This window comes from Actinomyces sp. oral taxon 171 str. F0337 (genome assembly GCF_005696555.1).
GTDB lineage: Bacteria > Actinomycetota > Actinomycetes > Actinomycetales > Actinomycetaceae > Actinomyces > Actinomyces oris_E.
Window position 1 is genome coordinate 239,710 of the sequence record NZ_CP040005.1, and the last position, 13,069, is coordinate 252,778.

Sequence of the window (13,069 nt, forward strand, 5' to 3'; positions counted from 1 at the left end):
AGTGAATTGTCGCCAGTCCCGGAGCGGGGATCGTGTCCATTCACTTGCTGTTAACCATCTATTGTAGGATGTATGTCTTCCGGAAATTCTAGTGGTTGAGGATTCTGGTCCGAGTGTGTGTTGATGCCGTGATCGGCTCAGTTCTGTCGGGGGTTGTTGTGGTTGGTGGTGAGGGTCTGGACCTCGGCGACGGGGAGGTTGGTGGTGCTGGTGGTGGTGATGGCCGGTAGGGTGCCGTTGGCGCCGTCGCTGCCGGTGTAGGTCACGCTGTAGGCCACTGATACCGTCAGTGGTGTGGTGCCGCCCAGGTGGGCTGAGCTGCGGTTGAAGGAGATGGTGCAGGGGCTGGATCCCTCGGGCATGCCGGAGTGCCAGGCGACTCCAAAGCCTTGGCAGGAGGCCTTCGCGTCGGGGGCCGACAGCTGCAGACCTGCTGATGATGCGGTCACTGTGGCCGTGGTCGGGCCGGCGGTGGCTGTGGCCGTCACGGTCTTGGGAGTGGAGCCGATGGCCCACACCCAGGTGTCCATGCCCACCAGGGTCGCGCCCCGGGTGCCGACCTTGGGGTTGGTCTCCACCGTCGGGGTCGGCAGCTTGATCGCGTTCCACGCGGCACGGGCCAGAGTGGCCCCGTCCACCGGTACTCGAGGCGGCTGCTGGCCGGCCGGCACGAATATCGACTTGGGATTGTTGTTCACCTTGAAGAAGTTGTACATGATCCACCCGAAGGTCTCACTGTCGGGAGCCCGGTCCTTCTTGCAGTTAACGAAGTACCAGTTGCCGTCCTCCTGGCTGTGCTTCTTCCAGTCAGGAAAGTCGTTGGCCCCGACGTAGTCAGCGCGCTTCTTCTTCTCAGCATTCCCTTGGGCATTCTTGTACCGGTCCTCCATGTGCTTGGTCACGGCGTGCCCTGGGACGGGGTGGTCGTAGAAGCACACCGGCAGCACCGTCGTGGTGGCCTGCGTGGACCACGACTCACTACCACCACCACCGCCCCCGCCCCCGGGTGCCGCCGATTCCGAGGTCACCGAGATCTGCACCTCATACCCCGTCCCCTCAGACCCCGACACCGACGGCGTCACACCACCACCGTCACCGCCTTCGCGCGTGGTGGCTGACGCTGGGCCCGTTGGCGTGAGTACGCAGGCGCCAGCAAGCGACACGGCCACCATGAGCTTGAAGAGGCGCTTTTTCAGCAAATGTCCGTCCCCTTCTTCTCAAGCGAGGCAACCTTCCATGCGCCGTCAGTCAACTTCACCGACACAAGAAAGGAATGTGTATGCCGCCAGTCAGGTTGTGTGACGTCTTTACCTGACTCTGTTACCTGTTTTATCTGACTCTGATCGGAGCAAACGTCGACTGCGGCTTCGCTGTCCGACTGCATCTCCACGGAATTAACCGTCACCCGCGACGTTCCGACCTCACGCCCACCTGATTCCTGGGCCTCACGGTAGCTCTTGCGGTAGTTCTCCAAGGCGGTACCGGTAGTGGATGCCTCGACAGCCGACAGGTCGCCATCCAGATCACGGTATGCCTCCCACGTCGCCCTGTCATAGGCGAGATATCCCTGGAGCGCCTGGGTCTGGGTGGTGTCCAGCCCCTGGGGGACGAAGTCCACGTAGTAACCGATGGACTCATCCGTCAGCGCCTGAGCATCCAGAGCTGTCGGCGCTGCTGAGGCCTTCGGTGACGCCCCACCCGAGGCAGACGCAGACGTCGTCGATGCGGTGCTGGCGCCCGCAGTGTTGACCGGTGGGATCGTGCCTCCGCCCTTCGGACTGCTCGATGAGCACCCCGCCAGGGCCAACGAGCCGGCCAGCACACCCGCACCCAGTGCGATTGCGGTACGACGGCGACCAGGCAGGTGGGCGAAAGAACGAACCATAAGAGAGGCACCTCCACGATCAGGCCGAGCACAATCTCACGGCGCAGCAGCAACCCTCCGACCATACCCGCCAGATCACAACAATGTCACGGCTCCGGGAGAAGTTGCGGCAGCATCCATGCCGTCTCTGATGGCGAAAGTGGTGTACCGGCAGTCAGTACAAACCCGCGTCGGAGGCGACGCCAGCGAAGACCCTTTGTCGCGGTTGAGGAATGTCCCCGCCAGTGCGTGGGTGCACTGACGGGGACTGGCTGCTTTCTCGACGCTGTGGTCGGGTCAGTTTTGGCGGGGGTTGTTGTGGTTGGTGGTGAGGGTCTGGACCTCGGCGACGGGGAGGTTGATGGTGCTGGTGGTGGTGATGGCCGGCAGGGTGCCGCTGTTGCCGTCGGTGGCGGTGTAGGAGGCCGAGTAGGCGACCTTGATCGTCAACGGCGTGCTACCACCCAGGTGGGCTGAGCTGCGGTTGAAGGAGATGGTGCAGGGGCTGGAGCCCTCAGGCATGCCGGGGTGCCAGGCGATGCCGAAGCCGGTGCAGGAGGCCTTCCCGTCAGGGGCCGACAGCTGCAGGCCGGAGGACCCGGCGGTGATGGTGGCGGTGGTACTACCAGCAGTGGCCGTGGCGGTCACGCTAGTCGGCGTCTGACCGGTGGCCCACACCCAGGTGTCCATGCCCACCAGGGTCGCGCCCTGGGTGCCGACCTTGGGGTTGGTCTCCACCGTCGGAGAAGGAATCTTCACCGCGTCCCAGGCCACCTTCGCCAGGCGGGTCCCCGAGATGTAGGGCTTGGGGGCCTGCTGGCCTGCCGGGACCCAGATGTTCCGCTCGGGGTTGGCCTCCTCGAAGGCCTTACGCTCCTTCTCGAGGTCATCCTTGAAGGTCGGGTTGTTCTTCGGGTCCAGCCGGGACGCGTCGCAGTAGCGGTAGTACCAGCGGCCCTGCGCGTCATCCTTGTGGGACTCGTAGTCAGGGTAGTTCTTGTCCATCTGCTTCGACACGCCGTCGGCGGTCTCGCGGAATCTTGTCCCGACTGGCCCAGCGGCCGTCTTCCCGGCGTTGTCGAGTATCCTCTTTGTGTCGTTGATGCCCTTGGCGGTCTGGGCCCCCGTCCTACCGGGCTTGTAGTAGCACACCGGGGCCACGGTCACCTCCGTGCCAGACGACGAGGACGTCACCCCACCACCACTACCGTCACCCCCACCAGAGCCGGCCGTGGTCACACTGGACTCCACAGAGATAGTCACCTGACCACCACCATCACCAGTCCCCTCAGCAGAACCAGACACATCAGAAGAGGCATTATTATTCCCGCTTGTAAATGCAATTGGACTAGGTGCACTAAAAGCCACTAGAAGTAGGCCTGCAAATACAACTCTCGCAGTGTTCCTGCTCAACATTCGAACCCTACCCCCATCACTTCCCGGCTTCGGCAGTACACTCATTCGTGGAAATTTTTGTCTCGCTTTGTGTGACCCATACACCGTCACCGCGCGGAACCATGCGCACCAATAACGCCACTCGATTTTGTGTCGACTTTTGAGTTACGTCATTTCCTTGAAAGTCTGTAGCCTTCATTTGCGTTCTATCAGAGCATACTGTTACATCCGCACTCTGTTCGTCCTGCGAAATGTCAACACCCCCAACACCAACCTTCACAGGAGGGGTGTCATAAGCAGTCATTTTTTCATAACTTCTTTGAATGTCTTCGCGTGTTGTTCCGGTTGAGCGAGCCAGGGCCTCGTCCAGTCCTTCCCGTGTGAACCAGAGGTGCCAGGTGGCTTTGTCGTAGGCGACGTAGTCCTGGAGGATTTTGGTCTTGGTGGCGTCCAGGCCATCGGGGATGGAGACCACCGTGTACCCCAGGTCGGGATCTGACAGGGACTCAGTAGTCACCGCACCAGCACTGGCAGCACCACTGGCACCGGTCGACACCCCGCCCGATGCCGCCGGCGACGCCGTCGAGCCACCACCGGCACCCGCGGTGCTCAGCGGCGGGATCGTCCCCCCGCCCTTCGGACTGCCCGACGAGCACCCCGCCAGGGCCAACGAGCCGGCCAGCACGCCCGCCCCCAGTGCACCTGCGACACGACGGCAACCAGGAAGACCGACGCGGGAACAAGCCATGAGGAAGCACCTCCACAATCAGGCCGAGCACAGTCGCCCGGCACGGTAGGAACCACCCCGACCCTACCGGCCAGATCACAACAATGTCACGGCCCTGACAAGGGCTATACTCCCCACCTCCTGCCAGCGCACACGTCGACCAGCGCGCTCAGTCGGTCAAGGCAAGGACTGATGTCGGTGCGAATGCGTTCTTCGGCTGGGGCAAGCCGGGCGGCTTGCCCCAGCCGAAGGCAGACGGTCACGGCCCGATCTCACTCGAGCCCTCCACAACATCCACCACGACACTAAATGAGCCAACTCAGGTTAGTGTGCACCCAACCCACGCAACCCGCACAATCCCAACAACAACCAGCTCCCAGCAACCCAACTACCCCACAATGAGCCACGTCAGGTCAAAATGACTCTCAAGTGGTCGTACGTCGAGGTGCCATGGGGGCGTCGGTCCGTGGGGTTCACCCGCCGTTGCTTTTAAGTGATCGTCCCGCGGTCTCGCCTTCGGCCTTGCCATCCCCTGTCTTACCGTCGGGTTCGAGGAGGGACAAATTCTTGTCGATAGGTGGCTGCTCGCCATCTCCCACGTTTCGATTCTCAGTGGCGTTACGCGCGGCCTTCGCCCAGGTTCCGACCTCTTTGGCCGCATTTTCGTCGCCCTTGGACAAGTCGATGGTGTATCCGCCACCAGGCTTGGGTACGATCCACTTGTAGTAATCGTGAGCCGGGGTCTCGACGTCATTTCCGTCTTTATCTCTGTGCTTCACTGGCGTGGAGAAGCCAGATTCCTGAAGGAGGCCGGCATTGGCGGCATCCTGCACGGATGCGGCCCAGATCGCCTCTTTGCCGTCGGGGACATTTGATGAGATGACCTTCTTCGCTTTTCCTGCGTCTCCGGCGATATTGTCGATAATGATAGGGTTAACGAATGCAGTGACGGCCGGAGCTGCTGTCGTGACTGCGGTGCCTGCAGGCCCCCCTACTGCGCCTAGACCCGTGGAAAGAACTGCCGAGAATACATTGACTGCTGTGGTGGTGCTTTCCTTTGCAGCAGCCTCGGCGGCGTCTTTGTCTTCTTTCAGCTGTTGGGCGCGAATCTCGCCCAGTCCTTGGAGATGTGACATGGCCTTTATTCCGTCGCCGTAAGCAGCTTGAACTTTCTCCAAGCGCTCACCCTCCGGTTGGTCCTGGGTATTCTTTAAGTCATTTTGTGACTTTCTCTTGGCGTAGTCTGCTAGTCCGGCGCTGAGCGTGGATGCTGCGTCTCGGTTGTCCACTATGCGGTACGCAAGTTTGTTCAAGTCATCCCCTGTCGCTTTGTTGAATTGGGACTCGTCGGTGGCAGCCAGCTGTCCACCTGTTGTGCTCCATGAGGCTGTCACTTCGCCGGAGCAATTAGCGAGGAGCACGGCGAGACGTTTCTTGGAGGAATCGCTATAGAGGTCCTTGTTGACATTTCCTGCAACGAAATGAATGGCGTCGTCTGACAGCATATCGGCGCGTGAGCGTTCAGCGGTATTAGTGCTCGCCCGCTTTTGGGAGGCCGCCGCAATGGCGGCCGTCAATCCGGAGAATCCGTCTCTTTCGAAATGGATACCATCTGCTTTGAGATGGTCCCATCGATGTGTCAGCCTGTCCAGACGTGTCGTGTCAGCGATGCCTGGCTCTCCGCTCTTAGCCGGAGCCAAGAACTCCAGGGCTGCCTCAGCGTTATTCCCCATGGCGTCAAGTACCCCGGCCAAGGGATCGGCTGACTGCCCGTTTATTATTTTCTCTTCAGGTGAGAGGTTTCGTCCGCGCCCCATGCCAAGTGACATGGACATCTTGTAATCGATTTTTTCGGCCTCGGTTGCCAGGTTCACGAGGAAGCTCTTGCCGAACTTCAGGTCATTGACTCCGTTGCCGTCAGCGTCATGACCTCCCATCATGGCGTTGAGTACCTTAATTCGTTGAGAATTCTCCCCTCCGTTCGCCTGTGATGTATCGTTGATCGATCCCGCAATCTTTTTCGCGATGTCTGATGATTTACTCTCGTCCCACTCGCGACTTGCGGAACTCAGTACGTCGCCGAGGAGAATAGCAAGATTTCCGGGCGCATTTATGGGGTCCTGGCATTGTTCTCGGCTCATGCTGGTTTTGACGCCCAGGGGGATTTGAGTGAGGTTTTCTGCACCCACCGAGTCAATGAATGTCACTGCGTATTGAGAGTTGGTTTTGTTTTTATTGATCGAGTGAATGACCTCATCGTATGATCGGCTTGTGCGTCTAGTGGTGCCTTTCGTGTAGCTTTGTAAGTCCTCTGCGTCGGCAGCGGCTTGCTCCTTGCCCGCCCAGTCCTCGAGGCCCTTCATGTCAGTAACATGAGCATCATCTGGAATGTCCAGCGTATAATCATCGCCCTCCATCTTTCCCACGCCGTTCTCGTTGAGGGAGATGATGGTATTCATCGACTTCTCAACCCTGTCCGCGACCGTTCTCACGCGCTGTATGCCGTCGTTTGACTGCGTCAGGAAGTCGTCTGGGCTGACCGGATCTGATTCTCTTTCGAAGGCTTCGTCGATCTTCTTTTTGGCGGTCTCCGCCCTGTCCGCAAGGTCTCGAATGTCCTTAATTTTTTTTCTAAGGTTATTGGCGTTCAGTTTGATCTTCACTGCGGATCCTGGGTGTTACTTCAATATTGATTGTGGTCGTTAGGTGTATGAGTGTATGTGGTCTACTGCGGTGCCGGGCTCCCAGGTGAGTCATTCGCGTCATCGGTTTCCGGGGTATTTCGGATTGCGTCATCGATCAGCGTGATGAGAGATCTGAATACGCCGGCTAAGTGATTGACTTCTGTTTTCACCTCGGTGGCCTGGTCGTCAGCCAGCTTGCTGGTCCACGTGTCGTCTGCGTTGATTCCGGAGGACAGCGTGTCCCCTATGAACCCGTTGCCCATGACGTCGACAAAGGCGAGTTCAGTATTCTTCTTGTTCACTTCTTCCTTGAGTCTCTGCAAGGCCTGGTGTTTCTTGTTCGCATTCGCCATGATTGTGTCTTCGTTTCGGGGTCGGGGTTGCGCGTTGCGTGAGCTCCGCTGCTGCGATCCTACCTGGTGAGGGGGCGTTCGATCATGGCAAGGGCTGCCCTCTTGTGTGGAGGCCGTCGGTGGGTTGCTCTCATCGGCGCAGAATTCATGGAGAGAGGGCTACCTGCATCAGAGCCATGCCTTGGGTGGCGCGTACGGGAGGCCGTGGTGGTGTCAGAAGGGGGCTGACCATCCGCGGAGCGCTTGACTTTATTCGACGGAAGCAATCGGATTAAATGGGTGGGTGTGGTGAACTGAGGCCGGATGGCTTGAGATTTCTCACGACCGAAGAAAAGGCTATATCGTGGAGGTACGCACACGTCGTTGTGTTCCTTCAATCGAGTCTCGAGTGCTTCCTGTGGGCGCGGTGGGCATGCTCTCGCGGGGGTGTGTCCAGGAGAAGATAACTCGCCGAGCCTGCATCGGCCGCTTCGGTCAGGCGGCCTGACGCGCCCTGCATGCCGAAAGGGTCTGGGGCAGCACGTGCTGCCCCAGACCCTTTCGGAGGTGAGGGTCGCTCAGCCGATCGCCTCGACGGGGGCGAGGTGCTCGAGGTTCTCACCGTTGGCGTCAACGTTGTTGTTGTAGTTGTTGGCAACGTCGGTCGCGGCGGTGGCGAAAGCCTGCTCGAACTTGATGAGCTGCGGCTTGAACTCGGTCCAGGCGTCCCGGAACTGCTGGGCGTTGGTGCTCTCCCAGACGGCGTTCTGGAGAGCGGTGTCGGTCAGCTTCTGAATGTCGTCGGACCGCTGGACGTCGTCCTTGAGGGTCTGGTACAGGGTCTTGAGGGTCTCAAGGTCTGCCTGAATCATACTGAGGTTCCTCCTCATTGGTCGGTTCATTGAGTCACTCGAAGAATGCCGAAGGCTCTTCTTGTGATCGCGACTGTGACGGCCGTCGCTTCGAGTACCTTTCCACGATCCGCATCGGATCGCAAGGGGATAACAACCCATGTGACTTTCTTCCGGATCCTGGCCCTTCACCCCGCCATGATGGTCACGGATAGGCTACGGTGCTGTCGCTGTCCCATCCGATTCGACTTGAGGTCTCCCCATGGCACTGTCCCAGAACGGACGCTCCTCACGGCGTCGCACGAACGACGCCGGTCAACCTCAGCCCACCCGCCAGGCCCGTGATGCCGGTGGTCACCTGCCCTCCGCGCCGCGCGAGCGCAGGCCGCTCCTGGCCGCCCTCGCCGTCCTGCTCATCGTTGGTGGCGCCCTGCTCGCGGGCCTGCTGGCCATGCGCCTGGACCAGCGCGCCCAGATGCTGGCCGCCAAGGACACCATCAAGGCGGGCCAGGTCATCGACAAGGAGGACCTGGTGAGCGCCTCGGTCTCCTCGGACCTCACCACCCTGGTGCGTGCGGACCAGATCGACCAGGTCGTCGGCCGCACCGCCCGCGTGGAGATCTCCAAGGGCCAGCTGCTGGACACCTCCCAGCTCGCCACCGACCCGGTCCCCGGCGGGGACCTCCAGGTCGTCGGTGTCTCCGCCAATGCCGGGCGCTTCCCGGCCGGCGGCCTGCAGCCAGGCGACAAGGTCGACGTCGTTGACATCGGTTCTCAGAACGTCATCGTCTCCGATGCTCAGGTGCTCGCCGCCAAGCCCTCCTCGGGAACCAGTGACGACTGGACCTCCGGCGCCGTCATCTCCGTCCTCGTCGACAAGAAGGGCGCCGCCAAGCTCGCCAGCGCATCGGCCAACGGAACCATCGCCGTCATCCTGACCGCGTCCGGGCAGCCGATCAAGGAGAGCTGATGCTCATCTCGATCGCCTCCGCGAAGGGGTCGCCCGGCGCCTCGACGAGCGCCCACGTGCTCGCCGCGGTCTGGCCCCGTCCGGCCGTCCTGGCCGAGCTCGATCCTGCCGGGTCCGACCTGGTCTACCGTGCCCACTCCCGCGAGGGGATGCCCCTGGACAGTGACCGGGGCGTCGTCTCCCTGGCCGCCGCCATCCGCCGTGACCCGGCCGCGCCCCTGCGCGATCACCTCACCCTCATCGAGGGCGACCTGCCCGTCCTCGTGGGCCTGTCGCGCCCCGATCAGGCCACGGCCATCGGGGCCGGCTGGTCCGGACTGGCCACCAGCCTGCACCGCCAGGGGGACATCATCGCCGACGTCGGCCGCCTGTCTCCCGGCGCCCCGAGCCTGGGCGTGGCCATGGCCTCCGACATCACCCTGGTCGCGGTGCGCCCCGGGGTGGAGAACTACGGCCACCTGCGCGAGCGCCTGTCCTGGATCGTCGCCGAGACCTCCCGCCGCTCCGAGCGGGTCCGCCTCGGTGTCCTCCTCATCGCGCCCTGGAAGGCCCGCCACGAGGCCGATGACCTCACCCGCCTGCTGCGCGGCAGCGGCCTGGAGGTCCCCGTCGTCGGCGTCCTGGCCTTCGACCAGAGCGCTGCGGACTCCCTGGCGGGCCGCCGCGCCCGCCCCCTGGGCCGCACCCTCCTGGTGCGTTCGGCCCGAACCGTTGCCACCGCCCTCGCCGGCGCCGTCATCAAGGGAGGTGCCGCATGAGTGTCGACCAGGGACTCGTCCGCGACATGCGCGAGGAGGTCGCCGACCTCCTGGCCCAGCAGCGCCGTGACGACGCCACCTCCGGCATCCCCCCGATGTCCCCGGAGGACGAGCGCCAGTTCGCCCGCGCCCTCATCGGCCGCGTGCTCGAGCAGCACGCCCGCACTGAGATCGCCGCCGGTCGCAGCCCGCTCAACGCCCAGGAGGAGGAAGAGGTCTCCCAGGGCATCCACGCGGCGCTCTTCGGTGTCGGCCGCCTCCAGCCCCTGCTGGACAATAAGGATGTCGAGAACATCGACATCAACGGCTATGACAACGTCTTCATCCAGTACGCCGACGGCCGTGAGGAGCGCGGCGCCCCGGTGGCCGAGTCCGACGAGGAGCTCATCGAGCTCGTTCAGGTCCTCGGCTCCTACTCGGGCCTGGCCTCGCGCCCCTTCGACTCCGCCAACCCCCAGCTGGACCTGCGCCTGCCGGACGGCTCGCGCCTGTCCGCCGTCATGGAGGTCTGCTCGCGGCCCTCGATCTCGGTGCGTCGCGCCCGACTGGACCGGGTGGGCCTGGAGGAGCTGGTCCGGCTCGGCTCCCTGACCCCGCGGCTGGCCGCCTTCTGCTCGGCGGCCGTGCGCGCCCGCAAGAACATCATGATCGCCGGCGCCACGAACGCCGGGAAGACCACCTTCCTGCGCGCCCTGGCCAACGAGATCCCGCCCGAGGAGCGCCTCATCACCGTCGAGCGCGCCCTGGAGCTGGGCCTGGGCGAGTTCGCCGACCTGCACCCCAACGTCGTCGCCTTCGAGGAGCGCCTGCCCAACTCCGAGGGCTCCGGCGCGATCTCCATGGCGGACCTCGTGCGGCGCTCGCTGCGCATGAACCCCTCACGGGTCATCGTCGGTGAGGTCCTGGGTGACGAGATCGTCACCATGCTCAACGCCATGAGCCAGGGCAACGACGGCTCGCTGTCCACCATCCACGCGAACTCCTCCTCCGAGGTGTTCAACCGCATCGCCACCTACGCCATCCAGTCGGCCGAGCACCTGCCCCAGGACGCCACCAACCTTCTCATCGCCGGCGCCGTCGACTTCGTCATCTTCCTGACCCGGGAGAACCGCTTCTCCCAGGGCGGGGGGCTGCGCCGCTACGTCGCCTCCGTGCGTGAGGTCAACGGCGTCGACGGGCGGGTCCTGTCCAGTGAGGTCTTCGCCGACGACGGGACCGGGACCGCCCAACCGGCCGCACCGATCTCCTGCGTCAACGACCTCATCAACGCCGGCTACGACCCGGCCGCCGCCTACCGGGGTGGTTACGCATGAACCAGACCACCGCCACTGTTGCCATCCTCGCCGGCGCACTCGTCGGGGGAGGGCTCTTCCTCCTGGTCGGCTTCTTCATGGGTGTCGACATGCTGCCCGACCGCCCCGGCTCATCGGGCTCCCTGCGCGACAGCCTCAAGGGCCTGTCCGGCCGACTCATCGCCTGCCTCGTCGTCGGTCTGGGCGTCCTGCTGCTCACTCGCTGGATCGTCCTGGCCGTCGCCGCCGGTGTGCTCGTCCTCGTGTGGCCGCTGCTCTTCGGCGGGGCCAAGCAGGAGAAGCTCGCCGCCGCCAAGATCGAGGCCCTGGCCACCTGGTCGGAGTCGCTGCGGGACACCATTGCCGGCGCCGTGGGCCTGGAGCAGGCCATCCCCGCCACCGTCTACGCCGCCGCCCCGGTCCTCCGTGAGGACCTGGCCCTCCTGGCGGACCGCATGCGTGTGCGCGTCCCCCTGCCGACGGCGCTGCGCCAGTTCGCCGACGACCTCGACGACCCCACGGCGGACCTCATCGTCTCCGCCCTCATCATGAACGCCCGCCTGCGCGGCCCCGGTCTGCGCCAGCTGCTCGGCGCCCTGGCGGACACGGCCCGCTCCGAGCTCGACATGCGTCAGCGGGTCTCCGCCTCCCGCGCCGGCACCCGGCGCTCGGCCCAGATCGTCGTCATCTTCTCCATCGTCGTCATGCTGGGCCTGGCCGTCTTCAACCGGAGCTTCGTCGCCCCCTACTCCAGCGTGCAGGGACAGCTGGTGCTGGTCGTCGTCGTGGCGCTCTTCGCCGTCGGCATGCTCTGGATGCGGCGCCTGGCCGGTGTCCGGCTGCCGCGCCGCTTCCTGACCGTCTCCGCTCAGGCCGGAGGTGAGAACGCATGATCACCTGGATCCTCATCGGTGGTGCGCTCAGCGGTGCCGGCCTGTTCGCCCTCACCCTCATCCTGGCGCCCCCCGCCACTCAGCCCGCCGCCGCCCTGGCCGAGCTGGACACCCGCCGCGACGAGGGCCGTATGCGCGAGGACGTGCGGCGCCTCAACCCCTCCGAGGCGGACACCCCCGAGTGGGTGGACACCCTCAGCCTGCGCATCACCTCCCTCGTGCGGCGCACCGGCATCGACCTGTCCTCCCTGACCGGGGACCTGGCCGTCGTGGGGCGCTCCCTGGAGCGCCACATGGTGACCTCGGTCTTCCTCGGGGTAGGGGGCTTCGCCGCGCCACTGCTCATCGTCGCACTCATGCAGGTGATGGGGGTGCCCCTGGGGTGGTCGGTGCCCCTGCTGCTGAGCGTTGCCCTGGGGGTCGTCGGCCTGCTGCTGCCCACGCTGCGCCTGCGCAGCGATGCCGACGAGGCGCGCCGGGACTTCCGCCACGTCGTCGGCTCCTACCTGGACCTGGTGGCCATGTCGTTGTCCGCGGGGCGCGGTGTCCCCGAGGCCCTCGACGCCGCCTCAAGCCTCTCCGACGATCCCGCCATGCTCCGCATCCGCGACGCCCTCGACGTCGCCCGGCTGCGCGGGGACACGCCCTGGGCGGCCCTGGGCCGGTTGGGCACCCAGCTGCGCATCGACGAGCTGCGCGACCTGTCCGCCGCCCTGGCGCTCGTGGCCGAGGACGGCGCCAAGATCCGCGAGTCCCTGGGAGCCCGGGCCTCCAGCATGCGCCGCCGCGACCTGTCGGACGCCGAGGGCAAGGCCGGGGAGAACTCCGAGTCCATGCTCGTGGCCCAGCTCGTCGTCGCCATGGGCTTCATCGTCTTCCTCGTCTACCCGGCCCTGACCGGGATCATCGGATCCGTGTAGCCCCTCAGACCCGCCTGCCCGCCCTGTGAACGGAGAACCTCCACGAACCAGTTGACTGCCTTTCGACCGGTCGCTTGACTGAGAGCCTGCGACGATTCACCGTCCACGCCTTCACCACCCAGTTTCTCTCAAGGAAAGGACAAATCATGCTCAAGATGCTGTGCGTACTCCAGATGCTCGCCGGCGACCTGCGCGAGCGGGTCAGTAACCGCCTGTCGGAGGAGAAGGGAGCCTCGACCGTCGAGTGGGTCATCATCACCGGCTTCCTCATCGTCCTGGCCGCCGTCGTCGGTAAGGCCATCTACAGCATGGTCAACGACGCCTCCGCCAACCTCAAGGTGCCGGAGATCGGCAACGGCGGCGGCGACGGGGCCCCCTGATAA

Annotated in this window: 13 protein-coding genes; 6 read left to right on the forward strand and 7 right to left on the reverse strand. The window is 64.0% G+C overall.

From position 1 onward, the window contains the following. Nucleotides 1–137: 137 nt before the first annotated feature. From FBF36_RS01050 to FBF36_RS01080, 7 genes are all read right to left on the reverse strand, one after another. On the reverse strand, nucleotides 138–1,082 hold the full coding sequence (locus FBF36_RS01050) for a hypothetical protein (protein WP_138137008.1): 945 nt from the start codon (nucleotides 1,080–1,082) through the stop codon (nucleotides 138–140). Nucleotides 1,083–1,192: 110 nt separating this feature from the next. After that, the gene (locus FBF36_RS01055; protein ID WP_138137010.1) at nucleotides 1,193–1,885 is read right to left on the reverse strand and encodes a hypothetical protein; all 693 of its coding nucleotides are present in this window, start codon (nucleotides 1,883–1,885) and stop codon (nucleotides 1,193–1,195) included. A 276-nt stretch (nucleotides 1,886–2,161) separates the two neighbouring features. Continuing rightward, nucleotides 2,162–3,127: a hypothetical protein gene (locus tag FBF36_RS01060; protein ID WP_225792415.1), complete on the reverse strand. Its 966-nt coding sequence runs from the start codon at nucleotides 3,125–3,127 to the stop codon at nucleotides 2,162–2,164. A gap of 169 nt (nucleotides 3,128–3,296) precedes the next feature. Continuing rightward, nucleotides 3,297–3,734, reverse strand: coding sequence for a hypothetical protein (locus FBF36_RS13345; RefSeq protein WP_225792416.1), 438 nt, complete (start codon nucleotides 3,732–3,734; stop codon nucleotides 3,297–3,299). A gap of 725 nt (nucleotides 3,735–4,459) precedes the next feature. Then, complete coding sequence (locus FBF36_RS01070) at nucleotides 4,460–6,649, reverse strand: DUF6571 family protein (RefSeq protein WP_009397579.1); 2,190 nt, start codon at nucleotides 6,647–6,649, stop codon at nucleotides 4,460–4,462. A gap of 62 nt (nucleotides 6,650–6,711) precedes the next feature. Further along, a complete protein-coding gene (locus FBF36_RS01075) occupies nucleotides 6,712–7,023 on the reverse strand; it encodes a hypothetical protein (RefSeq protein ID WP_009397577.1) in 312 nt (103 codons plus the stop codon). A gap of 557 nt (nucleotides 7,024–7,580) precedes the next feature. Beyond that, entirely contained in the window at nucleotides 7,581–7,874 is a 294-nt protein-coding gene (locus tag FBF36_RS01080; RefSeq protein WP_138137014.1) for a hypothetical protein, read from the reverse strand. A gap of 241 nt (nucleotides 7,875–8,115) precedes the next feature. Between FBF36_RS01080 and FBF36_RS01085 the strand changes: the two genes are divergently transcribed. The 6 genes from FBF36_RS01085 to FBF36_RS01110 all read left to right on the forward strand — a co-directional run bounded on the left by FBF36_RS01085 (nucleotide 8,116) and on the right by FBF36_RS01110 (nucleotide 13,066). Beyond that, the gene (locus tag FBF36_RS01085) at nucleotides 8,116–8,823 is read left to right on the forward strand and encodes an SAF domain-containing protein (RefSeq protein ID WP_009397564.1); all 708 of its coding nucleotides are present in this window, start codon (nucleotides 8,116–8,118) and stop codon (nucleotides 8,821–8,823) included. Then, complete coding sequence (locus FBF36_RS01090; protein WP_009397563.1) at nucleotides 8,823–9,581, forward strand: hypothetical protein; 759 nt, start codon at nucleotides 8,823–8,825, stop codon at nucleotides 9,579–9,581. Before FBF36_RS01085 ends, FBF36_RS01090 begins: the two co-directional genes overlap by 1 nt. After that, nucleotides 9,578–10,894 (forward strand): CpaF family protein, encoded by a 1,317-nt coding sequence (locus FBF36_RS01095; RefSeq protein WP_009397562.1) that lies wholly within the window; start codon nucleotides 9,578–9,580, stop codon nucleotides 10,892–10,894. Before FBF36_RS01090 ends, FBF36_RS01095 begins: the two co-directional genes overlap by 4 nt. Then, nucleotides 10,891–11,766: a type II secretion system F family protein gene (locus tag FBF36_RS01100; protein ID WP_009397561.1), complete on the forward strand. Its 876-nt coding sequence runs from the start codon at nucleotides 10,891–10,893 to the stop codon at nucleotides 11,764–11,766. Before FBF36_RS01095 ends, FBF36_RS01100 begins: the two co-directional genes overlap by 4 nt. Next, on the forward strand, nucleotides 11,763–12,686 hold the full coding sequence (locus FBF36_RS01105) for a type II secretion system F family protein (RefSeq protein ID WP_075375927.1): 924 nt from the start codon (nucleotides 11,763–11,765) through the stop codon (nucleotides 12,684–12,686). Before FBF36_RS01100 ends, FBF36_RS01105 begins: the two co-directional genes overlap by 4 nt. A 146-nt stretch (nucleotides 12,687–12,832) precedes the next feature. Then, nucleotides 12,833–13,066, forward strand: coding sequence for a hypothetical protein (locus FBF36_RS01110; RefSeq protein ID WP_009397559.1), 234 nt, complete (start codon nucleotides 12,833–12,835; stop codon nucleotides 13,064–13,066). The last annotated feature ends 3 nt before the right edge of the window (nucleotides 13,067–13,069 follow it).